Source organism: Exiguobacterium artemiae (genome assembly GCF_033342815.1).
GTDB lineage: Bacteria > Bacillota > Bacilli > Exiguobacteriales > Exiguobacteriaceae > Exiguobacterium_A > Exiguobacterium_A artemiae_A.
Map to the genome: position 1 here is coordinate 36,155 of NZ_JAWPEN010000018.1, position 22,353 is coordinate 58,507.

The window sequence follows — 22,353 nt, forward strand, 5'->3', positions numbered from 1 at the left end:
TCCGTAAAAGGATTGGCTCTCTTGTTTTATAGCTTTTGCTCAGCCAGACGAACGCGGCTGAAATCTGTTCCCGGTTTATCAAACCGTTGCAGTCGATACGAATTACTTGTGACAAGTGCCGTCGTCTCTGTTTCGAGTTGAAGTGGTGTAAGTAAAGCTAAATCATCATTCGTAATATCGGTCTCCGACCAGTCGATGGCAATGACTTGATCGTTTTGCAGGGTGAAGAAATGATTACCGTAAAACAGGTACGAATTGACTTCGTCCGAAAACGTCCGTTCCGGTTCTCCGTAAATGCTATTCAAATCAGCGCTTGATTTGCCGATAAGGTCAATGAGTGTCTCGGTGACGAAGCTGGTATCCAAATTGTCACCGACCCATGTCAACAACGATTCGTCGGCAATCGCATCATCTTGTAGGGTCTTAGTCGTATCGGCGTTTTTGATGTAACCAATCAGCTCGTCGGTCAATTCAATCTTGCTGATGGTATCGGTAGTTTCAAGAATCCGGTAACCGTCGCCGAAGTCTGCTTCATACAAAGTAACTGTCAAACCAGAATCGCTGTAGATGTTACTGTTTCGTGTTTTGACATAAAGAATATCTGAAACCTCTTTTACTTCAGGCTGATCTTCTTTAGGTGCTTCTTTTTTGGTTTCTTTGATTGCAACCGGTTTTTCGACAGTCGATTTTGGTTCAGACACGCGCGGACTGGCAATGTAGTTGGAGTAAACGTAGGTACCGCCGGCTCCTAACAAAAAACATAAAATGAGTAAAGCGACCCATCCCCATGGGAACTTGCGTCTTGAACGCGGTTCGGAAAAAGACTTGATTTTTTGACGGCGCGGAGATTCCGGTTCCCGATGCGTCCGTGAAAGTGTTGGAGTAGATGCAGTTTCTTCAACTGGAGCGGGACCATCTTCTTCAAGAATTGGCCGGGCGACAAGCGTGCCGTAAAAATCGGCAAGCACCTGATGGTGTTTTCCCGACAAGAATGCGGTCCATTCTTCAGCGGTTACGGTATCTTGTTGAAAGGGTACGAGCGGTGCTTGTCCGGTCAAGCGAATCATTGTATCTGTCAGCGATTCTGTCGAAGCCAAGCTGGAACAAATTCGTTCGTGGAGACGTTCGATATCCGTCTCTGAGTGCGATGTATAGTATTGAAGGGCTTGTAGTGAGCGATGCATAAAAAAATTCCTCCTATGTAGATCTTCGGAAATTCATGTGAAAAGAAAACATGTCCTTTTCATTATACGCAACCTTTTTCAATAAACGTATAATATTTCCTAAAATTATATCAACCATTTCCAATTTTTTTGTTATACTAATTTCTAGTTGATAAAAAGCCACCGCATTAGACAAATAAAGGAGAATAATTAAACCATGAATGAAACGATTAGTTTACAAGAGTTATTTTCGATTTTAAGAAAGTCGTTTTGGCGCATTTTGGCACTCACGATTGTTGCGGCATTGATTTCATTTGCCGTCAGTACGTTTTTGATTAAACCGACGTATCAAGCAGGAACACAAATCCTGGTTACACCGAAAAAACAAGAAACCGATGTGATCGATGCAGCACAGGTCCAATCATCCGTCACACTCGTCAATACATATCGTGTCATCATCAAGAGTCCGGCTATTTTAGAAAAAGTGCAAGAAGAAGTTGAAAATGCACCGGACAACATCGGTGCATTGAATAACATGATTACAGTTGAAAGTGAGCAAAACTCACAGGTCATCAACGTCTCGGTCCAAAGCACCGATGCGGCGCTCGCTTCCAACGTTGCGAATGCTGTCGCCAAAACATTCAGTAAAGACATTCCGGATCTGATGAATGTCGATAACGTCAAAGTCTTATCTGTATCGGGTATTCCAACGTCACCAGTCAGTCCGAATATCTTACTCAACACTGCGATTGCCGGCGTCGTCGGATTTTTACTCGGTGTTGGTCTGGCCTTCTTGCGTGAAGTGCTCGATCGTCGCATCCGGACAGAAGAACAAGTCCAGCAACTGCTTGACCTGCCTGTCTTAGGAAGTATTCCGGATATCGATAGCAAATTATTTAAAGCATCAGCGAAGTCGGCAAAACGAGAGGTGGTCAAACAGTATGGCTAAGAAAAATAAGATGAATAAAGACGCACGGAACCTGATTACCGCGACACAACCGAAATCACCGATTGCGGAGCAGTACCGGACGATTCGGACAAATATTGAATTCATGGCGGTCGATAAAGAAATCAAAGTCATGCTGGTCACCTCTTCGACACAAGGGGAAGGGAAATCAACCACTGCCTCGAATCTTGCTGTCGCCTATGCACAACAAGGAAAACGTGTCTTGATCATCGATACTGACATGCGTCGTCCGACCGTTCATTATACGTTCCGTGTTGCAAACGGTCTTGGATTATCGAGCCTGTTGACTCGTCAGGCCGAACTCGAAAAAGCGGTTTTACCGACGAAGGTTGATAATCTCTCCATTTTAACAGCGGGTCCGATTCCACCAAACCCGGCTGAATTGTTATCGTCGCGTGCGATGGAAAAGCTGATTGAACAATTACGTGGAGAATACGACGTCATCATTTTAGATGCGCCACCACTGCTTCAAGTTGCGGATAGCCGCATCACATCAAAATTAACGGATGGTGTCATTTTGGTCATCGGCTGTACGACTTCTGATCGCCAACGAGTCTTAAAAGCAAAAGAACAATTGGAACTGACGGAAGCGAAAATTTTAGGAGTCGTCTTGAATCGTCGGGAATTGACAGATGATTCGGCGTACCAATACTACTATTCCTATGAGTGAGGGATCCTATCATGGTTGATATCCACTGTCATCTGTTACCACTCGTCGACGATGGTCCTTCGAGTGTTGAACATGCGTTACAGTTAGCTGAACAGGCTGTCGAAGAAGGAATCACCCGAATCATCGCGACACCGCACTTGTATCATCCCCAGTTCGAGACGGGTGATATCGACGTTCCGTTAACGGTCGCGGAATTAAACGTCTTATTAAAACAACGTGACATTCCACTGACAGTGTATCCGGGACATGAAGTCCGGTTGATTGGCGAGTTGATCGAAGAGATGGAAGCCGGAGTGGCGTTACCTTTAGCTGCTTCACGCTATATCTTGATCGAGTTTCCATCGACGGGGATTCCGTCCTATGCACGTCAAGTGTTTGCTGAATTGATTTCAGATGGACATATTCCGATTATTGCGCATCCGGAGAAAAATAAAGCCATTATTCAAAACCCGCAATTGTTATTCGACTTGATCTCTAATGGAGCAATCAGCCAAGTGACATGCGCAAGTTTGATTGGAAAGTACGGAAAAGACGTCCAACGTTTTGCTGTTGCTTTACTTGAGAACGGATTAGCGCATCTTGTTGCGTCAGATGCCCATCATACGACGAAGCGTCCGTTTTACTGGGAGCAATGCCGCAAGTTCCTGTCAGAGAAGCTGGAAGATTGGTTATATGAAGAAATCTATGAAAACAATGAAGCAGTTTTATTGAATCAATTGGTCACCATCAACCCGCCAAATCCAGTCGAAAAGAACTGGAAAGGACAATGGGTATAAGTGATTTAATGTCAATGAAAGGGAAAGAGAGTGAATTAACACTCTCTTTTTTCTATGTTAACGCTTACATTATGAATATATGGAAAAGTTTATGGTAAGTAGAATGTGGTATGTGTTATCTTAAATAAAGTAAAGATTGCCATATAACTTATCTTATGGAAAATGAGAATGGAGTGAATCTCATGTACCGGGTCAAAAAGGCGGTAATTCCAGCTGCTGGGTTAGGAACACGTTTTTTACCAGCGACAAAAGCGATGCCGAAGGAAATGTTACCGATTGTTGATAAGCCAACGATTCAATATATCATCGAAGAAGCGATTGAGTCAGGGATTGAAGATATTATCATCATTACAGGTAAAGGGAAACGGGCAATTGAGGATCATTTTGACTCGGTGCCGGAGCTTGAGGCGAATCTAATCGCCAAAAATAAATCCGATCTGTTACATCTTGTTGAAGAGACGACAAATATTAACATTCATTTTATCCGGCAATCCAAACCAAAAGGTCTTGGGGACGCAATTCTCCAAGCGAAAGCATTTATTGGAAACGAACCATTTGTCGTTATGCTGGGTGATGATATCGTCCAAGCAGAAATACCGTGTACACGTCAATTAATTGAGCAGTACGAACGAACCAATTGCTCAATCATCGGAGTACAACAAGTGCGAAATCAAGATACACAACGTTACGGTATCGTCGATCCAAGCAACAGCATCTCAGAGGACTTACATAAGGTGAAATCATTTGTTGAAAAACCTGCTCTTGGAACAGCGCCGTCCAATTTAGCAATTTTGGGGCGCTATCTTTTAAAACCAGATATCTTTACGTACTTAGAAACACAAATTGTTGGATCCGGCGGAGAAGTTCAACTGACGGATGCGATTTCAAGACTAAATGAATTCGACGAAGTATTGGCTTACGAGTTCCGTGGCAGACGCTACGATGTGGGAGAAAAACTTGGTTTTATCCAAACGACACTTGAATTTGCGTTAAAACGTGACGATTTAGGAGATGACGTCGCACGCATGATGAAAGAGTTGTTGGCGGAAAGAGCTAGCCGTACCTCCTCTGTTTAAAAAATACTTCAGATATGAAGAGAAAGGACTTTCAATCAATGAAATTTTATTATTATTATCGAACGCTGACATTAGCCTGTATTGATGCTGCAGCGTTATGTATTGCTATTGGTTTTACTTATTTTTTCTTATATCCGAGAGAGTTATTTGACTTGATTGACAGTCAACTCTTACTACAATCGGCAGCAGTGTTTTCTTTGTTGTTTGTCACACTGGCCTTCTTAATGAAGTTGTATCGGGTGAACTGGAAGTACGCCAGTATTCAGGAAGCCTTAACGCTCTCCTTATCATTAGGGATCAGTTCGATTGGTCTAATGATTTATCAAAAATTCGTATTCGGACAAGTGCTTGAACGCATCACGATTCTGAGCTTTTGTATTTCCTTATTGTTACTCGGTGCAATTCGTGTTGCCTTACGATTACTCGGAATTGGTCAACACTGGCGAAAATATGCGTTACCGCGACGAATGGTCAAGTCACGTAAACGAACGCTCGTAATCGGAGCTGGACGAGCCGGACGTTCGTTAGTCCGTCAATTATATGTTTCTCCTTTTCATGAGTTAAAGCCCGTTGCTTTTTTGGATGATGATCCGAAAAATATGCATTTTATGATTCAGGGAATTGAAGTGGTTGGAACAACGGATAACTTAAAAGTAGTTATTGAAAAACATCGAATTGAAGCGATCGTGCTCGCAATTCCGTCACTGACACAACAACGACGAATTGAATTAATTACGGAAGCCAAATCATTATGTAAGGATGTACAAACTTTACCAATGATTGAGGAATTGATTACCGGTAAGATTTCCGTTAATGCAATTCGTGATGTTTCGATCGAAGATTTACTAGGTCGAGAACCGGTTGAACTCGATATTTCTGGAATTAAAACAGAAATTGAAGGACGGACGGTTCTTGTGACTGGGGCTGGTGGATCAATTGGTTCAGAAATTTGTCGACAAATCATTCAATTTAATCCAACTACATTATTATTATTAGGGCATGGAGAAAATAGTATTTACTTAATCGAAAGAGAGTTAAGAGGTTTACAATTACCAATTAATTTAGTGCCGATTATTGCGGATGTTCAAGATCGGACGCGACTTGAACAAGTATTCGAATTACATAAACCACATGTTGTTTTTCATGCGGCAGCGCATAAACATGTGCCTTTAATGGAAGCAAACCCCTATGAGTCTGTGAAAAATAATGTGTATGGGACTAAAAATATTGCGGAAGTGGCTGATTCGTTCCAAGCAGAACGTTTTGTGATGATTTCGACAGATAAAGCCGTTAATCCGACAAACGTCATGGGATCGACTAAACGGATTGCGGAGATGATTGTCCAAGATTTAGGTCGTCGTAGTAAGACCAAGTTTGCTGTTGTTCGTTTTGGAAATGTACTCGGGAGTCGTGGATCCGTCATTCCACTTTTTAAATCACAAATTTTAGCAGGTGGTCCAGTAACAGTGACACATCCGGATATGACACGTTTCTTCATGACGATTCCGGAAGCAAGTCGTCTCGTCATTCAAGCAGGTATCCTAGCGGATGGTGGGGAAGTATTTGTCCTTGATATGGGCGAACCTGTTAAAATCGTTGATCTTGCAAAAAACATGATTGAATTAAGTGGATTTACAGAAGATGAAATGCCGATTATTTTCTCTGGTATTCGACCAGGAGAAAAAATGTATGAAGAACTCTTAAAAGAAGGTGAAGTCAATCCCGAAACAATTTCTCCAGGTATTTTTGTTGGGAAAACTGCAGTTAATCCCGAGTTGTATAGTAATTTAAATAGGATAGAAACATTTTATGATAAGAATGAACTAAAGCAATATTTAATTAACTGGGCAAACGAAAGTTACTCACATATGGAAAAGCAAAAGGAGTTCAATACTTTATGAAGCGAACGGTAGATTTTATTTTTAGCCTAATATTAATTATTTTTCTCTTCCCAATTATTATAATTACTGCAATCTTCGTTTTTATATTTATTGGAAAACCAATAATCTTTAAACAATTAAGACCGGGAAAAAATGCAGAACCGTTTCATGTTTATAAATTTAGAACGATGACTAATGAAAAAGATTCAAATGGTGAATTACTTTCAGATGTAGAGAGATTAAATGCACATGGGAAGTTAATTCGGAAACTTAGTTTAGATGAGTTACCACAATTATTCAATGTGTTAAAGGGTGACTTAAGTTTGGTAGGACCAAGACCGCTTCTTATGGAATATCTACCTCTGTACAACTCAAATCAAAAACGAAGACATGAGGTCAAACCAGGTATTACGGGTTGGGCACAAATCAACGGCAGAAATGCTATTAGTTGGAATGAAAAATTTAAATTAGATGTTTGGTATGTAGAAAATCAGTCACTCTTATTAGACTTTAAAATTTTATTGTTGACTGTAAAAAAGGTATTTATTAGTGAAGGTATTTCAAATGGAAATCATGTAACTATTGAAAAATTCAAAGGCAATAAGGAGATTTACTAATGAAAAAATTAATTCTCATTGGAGACTCAGGACATGCAAAAGTCATTGAGCATATAGCAGTTCGTGCTAATTGGAATGTTATTGCGAAGCTTGATGATAAGTATTCTGAAAGTACGGTTGACTCCAAAGGCCAAGTCAAGGGGCCGACTAGTATGATTTCAAATCTCCTTGATGAAAACACATATATTTTAATTGCTATTGGCGCTAATCGTGTAAGGAAACTTATTTTTGAAAAATTAAATGTCCCCCTCGAAAAATACGCAGTTGTGATTGATCCATCAGCAATCATTTCTGAAGATACAGTTGTTGGGTATGGAACTTGTATTATGCCAAATAGTGTTGTAAACCCTGCTTCAAAAATTGGTAATCATGTCATATTGAATACTCGTTGTGTCGTTGAACATGATAACGTGATTGAAGATTACGTTCATATTTCACCAGGCAGTACATTGACTGGAAATGTAACTGTAGAAGAAGGATGTCATATAGGTGCTGGAGCTACTCTCATTCCAAGTATCAATGTAGGTTCATGGACTGTCGTAGGAGCTGGAAGTACTGTAATTCGGGATGTTGAAAATGACGTCACGGTAGTAGGATCACCATCGAGAGTGTTGACTAATGTTTTAGGAGGCAGAGGTTAAATGACTGATAAAAAAAGAATACTATTGTCATCTCCGCATATGAGTGGAAATGAAATGAAATATATAAAAGAAGCATTTGATACGAACTGGATTGCCCCTTTAGGAGCAAACGTAGACGGGTTCGAGAAGGAACTTGCAGAATATGTTGGAATAAAATCAGCAGCAGCAGTATCTTCCGGAACAGCTGCAATTCATTTGGCACTGAGATTATTAGATACACAGCAAGACGATTTAATATTTTGCTCTACATTTACCTTTGTTGCAACTGCAAATCCAATCTTATATGAAAAAGCAATCCCTATATTTATTGATTCTGAGCCAGATTCTTGGAATATGTCTCCCGAAGCGTTGAAAAAAGCATTTGAGTACGCATTAAGCATTAAAAAAATGCCTAAGGCGGTAATAGTCGTTCATTTATATGGACAAAGTGCCAAAATGGAAGAAATTTTAGAAATTTGCAACGAGTATGGTGTACCTATAATTGAAGATTCAGCAGAATCTTTGGGCGCATCATATCATAATAAAAAAAGTGGTACTCACGGAAAATTTGGTGTTTATTCATTTAATGGAAATAAAATAATTACAACTTCAGGTGGCGGTATGCTTGTATCTGATGATGAAGACATGATTAAAAAAGCAAGATTTTTAGCAACTCAATCAAGGAATCCTGCTGTCCATTATGAACATTCTGAAATAGGATTCAACTATCGTATGAGTAACATTTCTGCGGGAATAGGAAGAGGGCAATTAGAAGTTATTGATGATCGTGTAGAAGCAAGACGTAATGTATTTAAAAAGTACAAACAGCAACTAGAAGAAATAGATGGAATTAGTTTTATGCCAGAATTGAATAATAGTTATTCTAATCGTTGGTTAACGACGCTTATTATAGATGAAAATAAGACGGATGTTTCTCAACAAGAATTTATAGAATTTTTGAATGAAATGAACATAGAAACACGGCCTTTATGGAAACCTATGCACTTACAGCCACTATTTAAAGGAACTAAATTCTTTGAACACTCATTGAATAATGATTTTTCAAAAAAATTGTTTGAAACAGGAGTTTGTTTGCCTTCTGGATCAGATTTAACTGATACAGATCAAATTAAAGTTATTAACGCTATCAAAAGTATTTTTAATAAAGTAGTGATTAAATGAAAATTTTATTTTTATCATTGTTAAATATTGAAGAGATTAATAATCCAGGCATATACACTGATTTAATCAGAGAATTTAGAAATTGTGGACATGATATGACAGTAGTGGGACCTTATGAAAAACGAGAAAATAAAGAAACAAATTTTTTTCGTAATGAAGGTATAGATTTTTTACAAATAAAAATAGGTGACATAACTAAAACTAATAAAGTAAGAAAAGGGATTTCGATTTTACAGTTAGAGTATTTATATTTAAAGGCTATAAAAAAATATATTACTAATAATGATTTTGATTTGATTATTTACACAACTCCGCCAATTACTTTTGAGAAAGTAATAAAATATTTAAAAAGAAAAAATTTAAATGCGCAAACATATCTTTTACTTAAAGATATCTTTCCACAAAATGCTGTAGACTTAGGATATTTTAGTAAAATCAGCCCTATTTATCGTTATTTTAGATTTAAAGAAAAGAAACTATATAATCAATCTGACCGAATTGGCTGTATGACTACAAACAATTTGAGATATATTTTAAAACACAACAATTATCTGCATCCTGAAAAAATTGAAATTTGCCCGAACACACTTACAACTCAACAAAAAAAATATAGCAAAAGTGAAATAAAAAAAATTAGGCAAAAATATTCTTTACCTTTAGACAAAACTCTCTATATATATGGAGGGAATTTAGGAAAACCTCAAGGAATTGATTTTTTGTGTGATGTGTTATTAAGAACTAAAGACGAAGAAAATATGTACTTTTTAATTATAGGATCAGGCACAGAATACCAAAAACTTCATAATTTTATTCATAATAATAGAATTACAAAACACTAAACTAATACCACAAATGTCGAGGCTAGATTATGAAGACGTTGTACATTCAGCAGATGTAGGTATGATTTTCCTAGATATTAGATTTACAATACCTAATTTCCCTTCAAGGTTATTATCGTATATGCAGGCTTCATTACCAATTATGGCTGCAACGGATACCAATTCAGATTTAAGCAGTTTAATTGAAGAAAATAAACTAGGACACTGGTGTAGAAGTGATGACGTTGAAGAGTTTTATCTTAAATCAAAACTGTTTATAGATAAAAACTATGCTAACAAATTAGGTTCTAACTCACAGAATTTCTTCGAGAAAAATTTCACGTCTACTCATGCTGTGAATATTATATTAAACAAAATAAAAAAAATAGAAAAGGTTGTGTAAAAAATGTTTGAGAACAAAATTTTGCTAATTACTGGTGGTACAGGTTCGTTTGGCCATCAAGTATTAAATCGTTTTATTGACACAGATATTAAAGAAATCCGCATTTTTAGTCGAGATGAAAAAAAACAAGATGATATGCGTAATTTGATTCAAAACGACAAAGTTAAATATTACATCGGTGATGTTAGAGATTACAATAGTATTGCTGACGCAATGAAAGATGTGAATTACGTTTTCCATGCTGCCGCATTAAAACAAGTTCCTTCATGTGAATTTTATCCGATGGAAGCAATCAAGACAAATGTACAAGGGTCAGATAATGTATTTAGAGCAGCTAAATATCATGGAGTAGAACGTGTAGTATTACTTAGTACAGATAAAGCAGTCTACCCAGTTAACGCCATGGGTATTTCAAAAGCAATGGCTGAGAAGTGTATGATTGCAGCTTCAAGAAATGTTTCTGAAAACGAAACAGTATTTTGTTCTACACGTTATGGAAATGTTATGGCTTCACGTGGATCGGTCATCCCTTTATTCGTCAATTTAATGAAAGAAGGAAAAGACTTAACAATTACAGATCCAAGTATGACACGCTACATGATGTCACTTGAAGAATCAGTTGATTTAGTATTGTATGCATTCAACAACGCTAAACAAGGAGATATTTTTGTACAAAAAGCTCCTGCATGTACAATCTTTGAATTAGCAACTGCATTAAAAGAATTGTTCAATGCAAAAAGCGATTTCAAAATCATCGGACCGCGTCATGGTGAAAAGTCGTATGAAACATTACTCACTAAAGAAGAATTTGTGAAGGCAGAAGACCATGGTGAATACTACCGTATACCAGCAGATACACGTGATCTGAATTATGAGAAGTTCTTTACAGAAGGAAACGAATTAGTTCGTGATCATTTGGAGTATAACTCTGATAATACAAATCGGGTAAACGTTGATCAAGTAAAAGAAATGCTTTTAAATCTTCCTTATATTCAATATGAGTTGGCCCAATGGAAAGGCGAAAAAGTCGAATCAGATAGCATCATTGAATTGATGTAAGGAGGAAGTACGATGAAAGTTTTAGTAACAGGTTCAAAAGGTTTTGTCGGGAGAAACTTGATTGCGCATTTAAGAGAAGATTCACGATTTGAAGTATTAGAATACTCACGAAGTAATTCAGAAAATGAATTAGAAGTATTAGTAAAACAAGCAGATAAAATTGTTCACTTAGCTGGAGTGAACCGACCGAAAACAGAAAATGAATTTAAGAGTGGGAATCAAGATTTAACGGCTAAACTTATAGATTTTGCTAGTCAGTCGAATAAACATCCGCATATTTTGCTATCTTCTTCTTCTCAAGCTGAGCTGAACAATCCCTATGGCGAAAGTAAATTGGGAGCGGAGCAAGAAATACTTAAGTATCATGATCAGACAGGATCACCGATTACAATTTATCGTTTACCGAATTTATTTGGTAAATGGAGCCGTCCTAATTACAACTCAGCAATTGCTACGTTTTGCTACAATGTCGCGAATGATTTAGAAATCACAGTTACGGATCCTTCCATTGAGCTGAACTTAGCTTATATTGATGATGTAGTTGATAGTATGGTTGCTCAATTATTAACTGATAACAAAGGTGAAAATAACACATATGTTACAGTGCCAGTTACTTATAAAAAAACACTCGGAGAAATAGTAACGTTGATTCAAAGTTTTAAAAACATGCGTGAATCTTTACTGTTGCCTAATTATCAAGATTTATTCGTCAAAAAACTATATACGACGTATTTATCTTACTTAAATGAGGATGCATTCTCATATGATTTAACGAAGCACGAAGACAATCGAGGTTGGTTGAGTGAATTGATTAAATCAGATTATATGGGACAAATGTTTGTCTCAAAGACAAAGCCGGGTATCACACGAGGAAATCATTATCATCATACGAAGGTAGAGAAATTTATCGTTATCAGTGGTGAGGCAATAATTCGCTTCAGACATATTGAGAAATCGGAAGTGATCGAGTATAAAATTGAAGGAAATGAAGCGCGGGTGGTGGATATTCCGCCGGGTTATACGCACTCGATTGAAAACGTTGGAACGAGTGAAATGATTACACTGTTCTGGGTAAATGAACAGTTTGATACAAAAAAACCAGATACTTATATGAATGAGGTCATAAAATGAAAAAATTAAAAGTCATGACGATTGTTGGAACACGTCCAGAAATTATCCGTTTATCTGCTGTAATTAATAAATTAGAAGAATCAGAAGCAATTGAACATATTTTAGTACATACTGGTCAAAATTATGACTATGAACTAAATGAAGTGTTTTTTGAAGATTTTAAATTAAGAAAACCTGATTATTTTTTGAATGCTGCAAACGGTACAGCAGTAGAAACTATTGGTAATATTCTAGTTGCAATTGACCCGGTATTAGAAGAAGTTCAACCAGAGGCAGTGTTGATCTTAGGCGATACAAATAGTTGTCTCTGTGCAATCGCAGCCAAAAAAAGAAAAATACCTATTTTTCATATGGAAGCAGGAAATCGTTGTTTCGATCAACGTGTACCAGAAGAAACGAATCGAAAAATTGTCGATCATATTGCTGACATTAATTTAACATATAGTGATATCGCTAGAGAGTATCTTTTAAGAGAAGGGTTACCTGCTGACCGAATTATTAAAACTGGAAGTCCGATGTTTGAAGTATTGAATTCTAAACGAGAAGAAATTTTAAAATCTGATGTTTTAAAGCGCCTTAACATTAAAAAAAACGAATATTTTTTAGTATCAGCTCATCGTGAAGAAAACATTAATTCAGAGGAAAACTTTATAGAGTTATTTGAGTCATTAAATGCAATTGCAGAATCATATAACTATCCTGTAATTCTTAGTACACATCCTAGAACTAAAAAAATGATTAAGCAAATGAATGTAAGTCTTCATAAAAATATAGTTTTAAGTAAGCCTCTAGGATTTATTGATTATAATGCACTACAAGTTAACTCAAAAGTAGTTCTAAGCGATAGCGGAACTATCAGCGAAGAATCTTCTATTTTAAAGTTTAAGGCGTTAAATATTCGCGAAGCTCATGAGAGACCAGAGGCTATGGAAGAAGCAAGCGTAATACTTGCTGGAGTAAAGAAAGAAAAAATTATACAAAGCATATCAATTATTGAAAATCAAATTGAAGATACTCTAAATAGAGTCGAAGACTATTCTAAAAAAAACGTTTCTGAGAAAGTTATTAGAATAATCATTTCTTATGTTGATTATGTAAACACTAATGTGTGGAGGAAATAAATGAGTAAGAAAGTTTTAATTATAAGCAATAACGTACTCAGTACAAAAAACAATAACGGGAAAACAATATTTTCGTTTTTTAAAGATAAGCAAAAATCCGATATTTCTCAGCTATACTTTAGCGATGAAAGTATTGAAATTGAAGATATAGAATACTTTCAAATAAATGATAAAATGATGATAAAAAAAATCTCTAAACTATCAACTAATTTGATTGATAGCAAAAAATATGATAAAAAAATTAAATTAGAAACTGTTAAATCGGATTATTATACTTTTTTAAAATCTCAGATGATAAAATCGGATGGAATAAGAATTATAAGGGAATATATTTGGAAGAGAAATACCTGGTATGAGAATGAACTATTTGAATGGATAAAAAAAAATAATCCGAGTTCTATATTTTTTTGTGCAGGTGACTCTGGATTTGCTTATGACTTAGTTGAAAAAATAAAATTAACATTTAATCTAAAATTAGCTACTTTCATAACAGATGACTACGTATTACCAAGACAAAATCATAATATTTTTTCGTGGTTAAGAAGAAAATATATTTTGAAAAAGTTTAAGAGAAATATTATGATTACTGATCAATTTTTTACTATATCTCCAAAAATGAAGAAAACTTATAATGATTTATTTGGTATTGAAAGTGAGCTTTTGGTAAATATATCAGGTTCGAATAAGAGTAGTGTTAGTAATGCTACTCTTCCAAGTAATTTATTATATGCTGGAGGATTACATTATGGAAGAGATAAAATATTAATTAAATTATCTAATGCTATTGAAGCTTATAATAATTCTAAAGGTATAAAAAATAAGTTGAGTTTAGAAATATATTCTCACCAAAATGTTTCGAAGTCTTTTACAAAGAAAATCAAAAACAATACTTCTACATCCTTTTTAGGAAGTATAGATCAAAATAAATTGCAAGAAAAACTTAGAGAAAATATTATTCCTGTACATGTAGAATCATTTAAAAAGAAGCATATAGATTCTACAAAATTATCTTTATCGACAAAAATTCCAGAGTATTTATCATTAGGAAAACCTATTTTAGCAATCGGTCCATCAAATATTTCTTCAATGGAGTATTTAAGTTCAGTTGCTTATTGTATTAATAAAGAAAAAAACATGGATTCTGAATTAAAAACTATATTTTTAAATAATAATGACTATGAAATTAAAATTAAGATGGCTGAAAAATTATATGAAGAAAATCATAATAAAGACAAAGTTTTAAAAAAATTCAATGAATATTTTTATGGAATGTAGATGACGAATTGTAATATTAAGTGCAACACCTAGCTGAAAACACAAAAAAACGCCATAACGGTCTCGTGTAGAACAGAGTTACCACACAAAATTTAGCGGGGGATTTGTTATGAGCTATGTTCATCTTACCATATCAGAAAGAGTCAAAATAGAGACGTATCTTGAGTCGGGTTTCTCTGTGCGAAAGATTGCGGGACGCCTGGGGAGTCAACCTTCTATGATTTCATGAGAATTGAAACGAAGTCCTCACTACGATTCTTCTCATGCTGACTAGCGTTATGCGGAGCGAAAAAAGAAGTGCGGTGCACGTACGAAGTTTACGCTCGAAAAAGGAGTCTGCATCCTCGAAAAGTTACGGGAGACATGGTCCCCTGAACAAATTGCCGGACGATTATTCCAAGAAGAAGGACTCTCGTTCAAGACCATTTATCGTTGGATTTATATGGGCCTCGTCGAGTCCATTTTGGACTCCTTCAGCAAAAGGGAAAGCGTCAGAAACCACGTGAGACGCGTGGACGATTCAACGTCGGACTGCCAATCAGTAAATGTCCGTCCGACGTCAAAGGGCATCAAACGTTTGGACATTGGGAACTTGATACTGTTGACTGTTGTATCGGGGAGAGGAACGTCCAAAGGCTGTGTCGCAACGTTCGTCGAGCGAAAGAGACGTTTTTATCTCGCTGTACCGATGGAAGATCGGTCTGCTCAATCAATGAAGTCTGCGATTCAAGCATTACATCTTTCCTTTCTGTTGGAAACGTTCCAAACTGCGACGACAGATCGCGGAAAAGAGTCTAGCTGTCATGAACGAATTCGTGACACGTTAGGTTTACCGATGTATTTTACGGAGCGGTATTCTTCTTGGAAGCGTGGGAGTAACCAGAACGCCAATGGTCTTCCCCGCGATTTTTTCCCGAAGGGGACAGATTTTGGAAAGGTCAGTTGTTCTGAAATCGCTCAAGCGCTCTCCTAAATTAATGGGAGGCCATGAAAATGTCTCAACTGGAAAACTGCATACGAGGTCTTTTCAGAAGAAGTGTTACACTTAATTTGACAAACCGCCAAATAAATAAAAAAACGAGTATTGATAGTTAGTTGTCGATACTCGATAAAAGAGGAGAAAATGAGTAAAAAATCTTTGAGTAAGTCTTTGATATATTTAATAAGTGCTAACATAATGTCTGTAATGATTTCTGGAGTTATACTATTAATTTTCCCTAAAATTTTTTCAATCGCTGAATTTGGTATGTGGCAGTTTTACATGCTTTTAAATATGTATTTCTCTTATGCTGCGTTTGGTTTAGCAGATGGAGTTTACGTTAGATATTCTGAAAAGCAAAATTTCGATAAACTTAAATATATAGGATTTCATTTTTGGTTAATAATGATATTAGATATTTTTTTGATTATTGGTCTTATTTTAAATACAGATATTTCTAAAGTGAAAATTATGATGCTAGCTAGCATTTCATGTATTTTAGTAGCACCTAAATCTATTATTGTATACCATCTTCAATCCATGGGAAAAACAACTGAAACTTCGATGTATATAATTATTGAAAAATTATTATTTGTATTTTTGCTGAGTATAATTTATATGACCAATATAAGTGTAACTATATCCAATATTATCTATGCCGATCTGTTGTCTAAATTAGTTACCATTGTGTGCTTAGTAATAAAAAACCCGAAAAATTTCACCTTTAAATTCAATAATAATTTCGACCTATTTAAAGAAATTATTGAAAATTTCAAAACTGGTATTCCATTAGTTTTAATAGGAACATCTACCTTATTTATTATTGGTATATTTAGATTTGCCATTGAAAAAAAATGGGGAATTGAAAGCTTTTCAAAAGCATCCATAATGATTAATTTTTCAAGTTTTTTAATGATATTTATATCGTCAATTTCATTAATTTTTTTTCCTTTATTAAGAAATATCAACATAAACAGTATTTCATATAGATATAATAAGATTAGTAAAATAGTGTTTTTTTTAATGCTTTTAGTTTTATTGATATACTATCCGATTTATATGTTAGTTCAATATTTACTACCAAACTACTCTGATGGATTGATTTTTTTACCAATACTTTTAATAATTACTATTTTGGATGGGAAAATTATAATTTTGAATACTAACTTGCTAAAAGTCCTTAGAAAAGAAAAGAAAATATTTATTTACAATGTATATTTAATTTTACTCACTATCTCTATTTATCTAATAATTTTATATTTTATTAGTGAAGTATTTTATGTATTTATTTTAATGATGATTGTTATTTTAATTAAATATCTTTTATTAGAGTACGAAGTTCGAAAGATTTTAGGTTATCAAAAAATTTTAGTAAACATTTTTTTTGATGAGTTTTTATATATAATACTAATTTTGTCATTGATGTATTTTACTGATAGCATAATAAACTCCTTAACTTTATTTGTTTTTGTAATATGTATTTACTCTTTAATAAACAAAGGTGTTATTAGAGATTTAAAATATTTTAAAGATAATAGATAGTTTTTTATATAAAGACAAATTGTGACATTTAGTGCAATACCTAAACAAAAAAACATAACATCCTCGTATAGAATAAAGTTACCATACTGCATTCAACAAAGGATTTGTTATGAGTTATGTTCATCTTACCATATTAGAAAGAGTCAAAATAGAGACATATTTCAAGTTAGGTTTTTCCATCCGAAAGATTGCTTGACGCCAAGGCGTCAAGCTTCTATGATTTCATGAGAATTGAGACGGAAACTACACTACAGCACTATTTATGCGACTAACGTTATGTGGAACGAAAAAAAAGAAATGCGGTGTACGTACGAAGTTTACGCTAAAAAATGGAGTCCTCATCCTCGAAAATTATGGGAGACGTGGTCCTGTGACTGCTAAGATGAAGACAACAATCCGCGACGATTTGAATCCAACAATTCTCGAATCAAATACTTCTTCGCTACACTGTATTTAGAACAGGTGTAGGGAGATGAACTAGGAGTGGAAAAGTGGATGATCTACGGAACGATTCATCAATTAAAATCCAAAGGATTTAATGTTTCTCAAATTGCAACGCAGCTCAACTTGAGTAGAAATTTTGTCTATGATTATTTATCATTGTATCTATATGGGGCGGTTCTCATTGAGCCGATCCTAGACTAAGTCGTCAAAAGGAAGAGCGCCAGAAACCAATTGAGACGCGTGGATGTTCGAATATCGAATGTCTATCAGTAAACTTCCGTTCGACGTCAAGTCGTTCGGGAACGGGGATTAAATAAGTCCAAGGTCTATGTCGCGACGTTCGTCGAGCGAGAAAGTCGTTTTTATCTCGCAGTACCGATGGAAATCCGATCAGCGCTATGGTACTTCTTTTATCACTCTTTGGTAAAAAAAGATTGCAAGAATGGTACATTTCGATGGATTTAATCATTCACGATCGAATTCGTTACACGTTTTAAGAATATTCATGTATTTTGCGGATCCATATTCTTCTAGGCAGTGTATGAGTGATGAGAACGCCAATGGTCTTCTCCGTGAAATTTTTCCTGAAAGAAACATATTTCGGAAAGAGTAGTCATTCTAAATTCGCTCAAACGCTCGCTTGGATTAATAGAAAAACACAAAAGTGCCTTAACTGGGAAACTCCATACGAAGTCTTTTCGGAAGAAATGTTTATTTTAATTTGACAAATTATTTTAAATTAAACTTAGTTTAATATTGATTAATAAAATTGTTAGTTTCTTAGGAGGGATTTTTTTGAAAGATATCAAAGTAAGGAATCTAGATTCAATTAATATGATGAGAGGGCTAGCTATATTGATGGTAATCTCAGTTCATACAGTTCAACAAATACAAGGAAGCTTTATTTTGAGAAGCATTGGATTATATGGAATGATGGGAGTGCAAATGTTTTTTGTAATTTCTGCGTTTACTCTTTGTTATTCGATGGATAATAAACCAAATCAAACAATAAGTATTTTTTATCTGAAGAGATATTTAAGAATTGCACCAGTTTATTATTTAGGCATTTTGATGTATTTATTTATAGATATTTTATCAAGATATTTTGGTTTTATAAATAAAACAGGTTACGATTATTCACTTTTGAATATTTTAGTTAATATATCATTTTTGAACGGATTATACATTCCAGCCAACAATAACATCGTACCGGGAGGTTGGTCTATTGGAACTGAAATGATATTTTATTTAGTTTTCCCTGCTTTATTTTGGATATTCAATAAATTTATCGCCATAAAAAACCATTTAATATTATTACCACTTATTATTTTATTAGTTTCAATATTGATACATTTTTCTATTAGAACAATTGATTCAAATTTCTCAAATAATCAGACATTTTATTATTATAATATTTTTAATCAAATTCCTGTTTTTAGCATTGGTATTTCTTTATATTATTTATACAAAAATGATATACTTAAGAAAATTCGTTTGTCACATGCGGTTGTCCTCTTTATATTTTTTACCTTACTCAGTACAACTATGCTTTTTATTGGTAGTGAAAAACTTACCTTTTTTGATGTGTTAGTTCCATTTAGTTCTGGATTATCATTTGCTTTTGTTTTTGTTTTACTTCAGTATCATATAAAATTTAAATCTGAAATACTTTCCAATCTAGGTATTTACTCTTTTTCTGCATATATTATTCATTTTATATTTGCAGTATATCTATCTTCATACTTAGTTAAAAAGTTAAATTTTATTCAAGATTCTAATTTAATGTTTATTGTATTACTTTTTACTAGTTCTTGCATTACATTTTTTGCTGCAAAATTTATGTACGAACACTTAGAAACAAAATTTAATAAGATAAGTATACGTATAGTAAAACAATTTTCTGACAAAAACAAAGATGGTTTGAAAAACAAAAAAATTGACTAAATTTAATATTGATGAATTGTAATATTAAGTGCAACATCTAGCTGAAAACATAAAAAAAACTATAGCGGCCTCTTGTAGAATAGAGTTACCACACAAAATTCAACGGAGGGTTCACTATGAGTTATGTTCATTTTACCACCTTAGAAGGAGTCAAAATAGAGACGTATCTCGAACTAGGTTTTTTCTGTGTGAAAGATTGCAGGACGCCTCGAGCGTTAATCTTCTACGATTTCACGAGAACCGAGATGAAATCCGCACTACGATGCTTCCCATGCTAACCAAATTTATGTAGATCGAAAAAAGAATTAATAGAATATGTTGAGCATATTAAGTAAATATTTTAAGATATCAGCAAGGGTAAATAAAAAACTTTTAAAAAAATATTTTCAAAAAGAAGTGATGTGTTAGTCGAATCTCCTGATTTTCTAAAACATTGTCTAAAAAAGAGTCTAAATAAGCAAAAAAATTTCTTAGAAAATAGTTTGTGAATGTGGTCTTCGTTTAATCAATGTCTTATATTAACGATGTAGTATTTTGAATTAATAAACCGTATAGTAGATTAGAATTTTTTTTTATTAACTCAACTTCTTATGATAACTTGATCCAAAGAGCGTATATGTTATTTGTAAAAATTATTTATAGAGGAGATCTAGAAAATAAGTGAGCATATCAAAATTACTTATGTATGTATACATAGTACTAACTTTTTTTATTTTGATTACTTCAAATGTTACTAGTTTAGAAGTGAGTAAGTTATTTTCTTCAATTCTCATATTGTGGTTGGGATACTTGTTTTATTATTTGGGCTGGAAGATAAAACTTTATGATTATAATACTTCCCAAAAACGAGATAATGTTTTTTCGGAGAAAAAATCTTATGATTGCAATGGATTTTTTTTATTAATAGTAGCTTTAATTACAATGTTCTTTTCGATAATTGTAGCTCAATACTATACAGGACAAACACCGTTTGATGTTTTATCAAATTTTCAGAATGGAATTTCTATTTATTATGAGTATCAACGGTATTTTAGTAACAATAATTTAGATGTATTCAGTTTATCAAAGATACCCTACATAGGTATGATGTTTTTTTGCAAATTTATAATGATATTTAGCTATGTGACGTTTGCACAATCTAAAAAAAGAATGAATTTGCGGATTTTCTTATATTTATTTGCTGTTTCTATCGCGCATTTGTACATTGGAGTAGCTAGAGGAACTAGTTTTGAAATTTTTGAATGGATTATTCTGTTGTTTTTCATTTTATTATCATTAAATCGTACGTCTACTAAAAAAATGTTTGTTAGATTAATAGCATTATTTTCAATATCTATGATAGCAATTTATATTTTCTCCAACAATATTAGTGCTAGAGGCATGAAGTTTAGTATCTATATATCTAGAGATGTTTTTTATGATGATAGCTCATTTATATCAATACACTTTCCGGGATTATCAATTATCATTAGTAAACTATTTGGATATTTTGCGTTTGGCTTTTATTATACCTCTACTGTGGTGTCGGAAATATGGATTAAAGACTTAACTTCCCTTATAAAAGGACTGCTTCCTTTCGGTTTTACTTTATTTGATAATATCGAAGTTACTGAAGAAATCAATAGCTATATAGATACGGAAGCTAAGTGGGATCCCGATTCAATGGTCATTTTTTCAAATTATGGTCTGTTAGGTATATTTGTTTTAGCTTTATTATTAGGTAAACTATCGAGGTTAATATCAGATAAAACTGATAAAAATGCCTTTGATTTGATAGTATTATATATTTGTTTTATGCAGATGATATCACTGCCGATAGGTAACTTTGTGACTACTTCTAGTGCTACTAAATTACTTGTTATGTTTGTCATATTGATGTCGATTTGGAAAAGTTGGAAGAGATTTTCTTTCACTAAAAAAATCGATGATTAGACTGACCTAGCGATATGAGACACATATAAAACACCTTGATCAGGTTGCCAGTACACCGTATTTTTTTCGGTGTCAGATAGCTTGATTTTCTTGGATTCGTTCTTCGTTATAGTAATTTAAGTAATTGATAACGCGTTCAGAAACCTCATGGTCTCTTAGTGAATTAAATTTGACGTACTGGAACTCCTCGGACTTTGAATTGGAGTGGAACGATTCGATAACTGCGTTGTCCCAACAGTTTCCTCTACGAGACATGCTGCTTGTTAGATCGTTCCTCTTAAGGAATTCTTGAAAAGCGTATGACGTATAGACACTTTCTTGGTCCGAATGAAGGATTACTCCCTTGGGGTGGTTTCGATTCTCTAAAGCCAATTTCAACGTATCGATGACGAGAGGTGATTACGGACAAGAATTTTTACCACTTATGACATTTTCTGTACCATCAAGTGCCGTTTTTTGTACCAATCAGTGCCACGTTTTGACCACCTTGTGAAATATAGTCCTTCGGACAAATGTACTCTACCTAATGCGTAGAAAAAAGCCATCGAAAGGATGGCTTTTTTTCTTAACGTGCACCTAGACCATGACGTTCTCTCATGGATATTTCTGTGTAATGCAAAATAGGAGTGGTTCTTTAGACTGACCTAGCGATATGAGACACATATAAAACACCTTGATTAGGCTGCCAGTACACCATATTTTTTCGGTGTCAGGTAGCCTAATTTTTCTTGGATTCGTTCTTCATTATAGTAAT

Annotated in this window: 21 protein-coding genes and 2 pseudogenes; 20 read left to right on the plus strand and 3 right to left on the minus strand. The window is 34.4% G+C overall.

The window, feature by feature from the left end; all coding sequences use genetic code 11:
* Window positions 1–26 precede the first annotated feature (26 nt).
* Complete coding sequence (locus tag R7V76_RS14295) at window positions 27–1,184, minus strand: hypothetical protein (protein ID WP_318093409.1); 1,158 nt, start codon at window positions 1,182–1,184, stop codon at window positions 27–29.
* Between the two features lie 196 nt (window positions 1,185–1,380).
* Here R7V76_RS14295 and R7V76_RS14300 point away from each other — a divergent pair, with 196 nt between their 5' ends.
* The 20 genes and pseudogenes from R7V76_RS14300 to R7V76_RS14390 all read left to right on the plus strand — a co-directional run bounded on the left by R7V76_RS14300 (window position 1,381) and on the right by R7V76_RS14390 (window position 21,599).
* Window positions 1,381–2,112, plus strand: coding sequence for a YveK family protein (locus R7V76_RS14300; protein ID WP_318093411.1), 732 nt, complete (start codon window positions 1,381–1,383; stop codon window positions 2,110–2,112).
* A complete protein-coding gene (locus R7V76_RS14305) occupies window positions 2,105–2,800 on the plus strand; it encodes a CpsD/CapB family tyrosine-protein kinase (protein WP_318093414.1) in 696 nt (231 codons plus the stop codon). Before R7V76_RS14300 ends, R7V76_RS14305 begins: the two co-directional genes overlap by 8 nt.
* An 11-nt stretch (window positions 2,801–2,811) precedes the next feature.
* A complete protein-coding gene (locus R7V76_RS14310) occupies window positions 2,812–3,576 on the plus strand; it encodes a tyrosine-protein phosphatase (protein WP_318093415.1) in 765 nt (254 codons plus the stop codon).
* Window positions 3,577–3,758: 182 nt separating this feature from the next.
* Window positions 3,759–4,652 (plus strand): UTP--glucose-1-phosphate uridylyltransferase GalU, encoded by an 894-nt coding sequence (galU, locus tag R7V76_RS14315; protein WP_318093416.1) that lies wholly within the window; start codon window positions 3,759–3,761, stop codon window positions 4,650–4,652.
* Between the two features lie 38 nt (window positions 4,653–4,690).
* Window positions 4,691–6,553, plus strand: coding sequence for a nucleoside-diphosphate sugar epimerase/dehydratase (locus R7V76_RS14320; RefSeq protein ID WP_318093418.1), 1,863 nt, complete (start codon window positions 4,691–4,693; stop codon window positions 6,551–6,553).
* Complete coding sequence (locus R7V76_RS14325; protein WP_318093420.1) at window positions 6,550–7,149, plus strand: sugar transferase; 600 nt, start codon at window positions 6,550–6,552, stop codon at window positions 7,147–7,149. Before R7V76_RS14320 ends, R7V76_RS14325 begins: the two co-directional genes overlap by 4 nt.
* Window positions 7,149–7,790, plus strand: a complete 642-nt coding sequence (locus R7V76_RS14330; RefSeq protein ID WP_318093422.1) for an acetyltransferase — start codon at window positions 7,149–7,151, stop codon at window positions 7,788–7,790. The genes R7V76_RS14325 and R7V76_RS14330 overlap by 1 nt, the downstream gene beginning before the upstream one ends.
* Window positions 7,791–8,951 (plus strand): DegT/DnrJ/EryC1/StrS family aminotransferase, encoded by a 1,161-nt coding sequence (locus tag R7V76_RS14335; RefSeq protein WP_318093424.1) that lies wholly within the window; start codon window positions 7,791–7,793, stop codon window positions 8,949–8,951.
* Window positions 8,948–9,790, plus strand: a complete 843-nt coding sequence (locus tag R7V76_RS14340; protein WP_318093426.1) for a glycosyltransferase family 4 protein — start codon at window positions 8,948–8,950, stop codon at window positions 9,788–9,790. Before R7V76_RS14335 ends, R7V76_RS14340 begins: the two co-directional genes overlap by 4 nt.
* A 13-nt stretch (window positions 9,791–9,803) precedes the next feature.
* A complete protein-coding gene (locus R7V76_RS14345) occupies window positions 9,804–10,172 on the plus strand; it encodes a hypothetical protein (protein WP_318093427.1) in 369 nt (122 codons plus the stop codon).
* Window positions 10,173–10,175: 3 nt separating this feature from the next.
* A complete protein-coding gene (locus tag R7V76_RS14350) occupies window positions 10,176–11,231 on the plus strand; it encodes a polysaccharide biosynthesis protein (RefSeq protein WP_318093429.1) in 1,056 nt (351 codons plus the stop codon).
* Between the two features lie 12 nt (window positions 11,232–11,243).
* On the plus strand, window positions 11,244–12,362 hold the full coding sequence (locus R7V76_RS14355) for a polysaccharide biosynthesis C-terminal domain-containing protein (RefSeq protein ID WP_318093431.1): 1,119 nt from the start codon (window positions 11,244–11,246) through the stop codon (window positions 12,360–12,362).
* Window positions 12,359–13,483, plus strand: a complete 1,125-nt coding sequence (wecB, locus tag R7V76_RS14360) for a non-hydrolyzing UDP-N-acetylglucosamine 2-epimerase (protein WP_318093432.1) — start codon at window positions 12,359–12,361, stop codon at window positions 13,481–13,483. The genes R7V76_RS14355 and wecB overlap by 4 nt, the downstream gene beginning before the upstream one ends.
* Entirely contained in the window at window positions 13,484–14,758 is a 1,275-nt protein-coding gene (locus tag R7V76_RS14365) for a hypothetical protein (RefSeq protein ID WP_318093434.1), read from the plus strand.
* 109 nt (window positions 14,759–14,867) lie between these two features.
* On the plus strand, window positions 14,868–14,987 hold the full coding sequence (locus R7V76_RS14370; RefSeq protein ID WP_318093436.1) for a helix-turn-helix domain-containing protein: 120 nt from the start codon (window positions 14,868–14,870) through the stop codon (window positions 14,985–14,987).
* Window positions 14,988–15,047: 60 nt separating this feature from the next.
* Window positions 15,048–15,731: pseudogene (locus R7V76_RS14375) on the plus strand (IS30 family transposase); the annotation flags it as partial.
* A 150-nt stretch (window positions 15,732–15,881) separates the two neighbouring features.
* Window positions 15,882–17,279: a hypothetical protein gene (locus tag R7V76_RS14380; protein WP_318093438.1), complete on the plus strand. Its 1,398-nt coding sequence runs from the start codon at window positions 15,882–15,884 to the stop codon at window positions 17,277–17,279.
* Between the two features lie 1,239 nt (window positions 17,280–18,518).
* A complete protein-coding gene (locus R7V76_RS14385) occupies window positions 18,519–19,667 on the plus strand; it encodes an acyltransferase family protein (protein ID WP_318093440.1) in 1,149 nt (382 codons plus the stop codon).
* Window positions 19,668–19,783: 116 nt separating this feature from the next.
* Window positions 19,784–19,913: pseudogene (locus R7V76_RS16760) on the plus strand (IS30 family transposase); the annotation flags it as partial.
* A 534-nt stretch (window positions 19,914–20,447) separates the two neighbouring features.
* Complete coding sequence (locus tag R7V76_RS14390) at window positions 20,448–21,599, plus strand: hypothetical protein (protein WP_318093442.1); 1,152 nt, start codon at window positions 20,448–20,450, stop codon at window positions 21,597–21,599.
* Window positions 21,600–21,671: 72 nt separating this feature from the next.
* On the opposite strand, the gene R7V76_RS14395 is transcribed toward R7V76_RS14390, so the two are convergent.
* Window positions 21,672–21,986 (minus strand): DDE-type integrase/transposase/recombinase, encoded by a 315-nt coding sequence (locus tag R7V76_RS14395; RefSeq protein ID WP_440137055.1) that lies wholly within the window; start codon window positions 21,984–21,986, stop codon window positions 21,672–21,674.
* A gap of 290 nt (window positions 21,987–22,276) precedes the next feature.
* A partial coding sequence (locus R7V76_RS16685; protein WP_369076255.1) for an IS3 family transposase occupies window positions 22,277–22,353 on the minus strand: 77 nt, incomplete at its 5' end.

Bases quoted from the DNA above. Each gene is read 5' to 3' on its own strand.
- wecB (WP_318093432.1), top strand. From the start codon at position 12,359: ATGAAAAAATTAAAAGTCATGACGATTGTTGGAACACGTCCAGAAATT.
- R7V76_RS14325 (WP_318093420.1), top strand. From the start codon at position 6,550: ATGAAGCGAACGGTAGATTTTATTTTTAGCCTAATATTAATTATTTTT.
- galU (WP_318093416.1), top strand. From the start codon at position 3,759: ATGTACCGGGTCAAAAAGGCGGTAATTCCAGCTGCTGGGTTAGGAACA.
- R7V76_RS14340 (WP_318093426.1), top strand. From the start codon at position 8,948: ATGAAAATTTTATTTTTATCATTGTTAAATATTGAAGAGATTAATAAT.
- R7V76_RS14355 (WP_318093431.1), top strand. From the start codon at position 11,244: ATGAAAGTTTTAGTAACAGGTTCAAAAGGTTTTGTCGGGAGAAACTTG.
- R7V76_RS14310 (WP_318093415.1), top strand. From the start codon at position 2,812: ATGGTTGATATCCACTGTCATCTGTTACCACTCGTCGACGATGGTCCT.
- R7V76_RS14380 (WP_318093438.1), top strand. From the start codon at position 15,882: ATGAGTAAAAAATCTTTGAGTAAGTCTTTGATATATTTAATAAGTGCT.
- R7V76_RS14370 (WP_318093436.1), top strand. From the start codon at position 14,868: ATGAGCTATGTTCATCTTACCATATCAGAAAGAGTCAAAATAGAGACG.
- R7V76_RS14345 (WP_318093427.1), top strand. From the start codon at position 9,804: ATGTCGAGGCTAGATTATGAAGACGTTGTACATTCAGCAGATGTAGGT.
- R7V76_RS14330 (WP_318093422.1), top strand. From the start codon at position 7,149: ATGAAAAAATTAATTCTCATTGGAGACTCAGGACATGCAAAAGTCATT.
- R7V76_RS14365 (WP_318093434.1), top strand. From the start codon at position 13,484: ATGAGTAAGAAAGTTTTAATTATAAGCAATAACGTACTCAGTACAAAA.
- R7V76_RS14300 (WP_318093411.1), top strand. From the start codon at position 1,381: ATGAATGAAACGATTAGTTTACAAGAGTTATTTTCGATTTTAAGAAAG.
- R7V76_RS14350 (WP_318093429.1), top strand. From the start codon at position 10,176: ATGTTTGAGAACAAAATTTTGCTAATTACTGGTGGTACAGGTTCGTTT.
- R7V76_RS14295 (WP_318093409.1), bottom strand. From the start codon at position 1,184: ATGCATCGCTCACTACAAGCCCTTCAATACTATACATCGCACTCAGAG.
- R7V76_RS14305 (WP_318093414.1), top strand. From the start codon at position 2,105: ATGGCTAAGAAAAATAAGATGAATAAAGACGCACGGAACCTGATTACC.
- R7V76_RS14335 (WP_318093424.1), top strand. From the start codon at position 7,791: ATGACTGATAAAAAAAGAATACTATTGTCATCTCCGCATATGAGTGGA.
- R7V76_RS14320 (WP_318093418.1), top strand. From the start codon at position 4,691: ATGAAATTTTATTATTATTATCGAACGCTGACATTAGCCTGTATTGAT.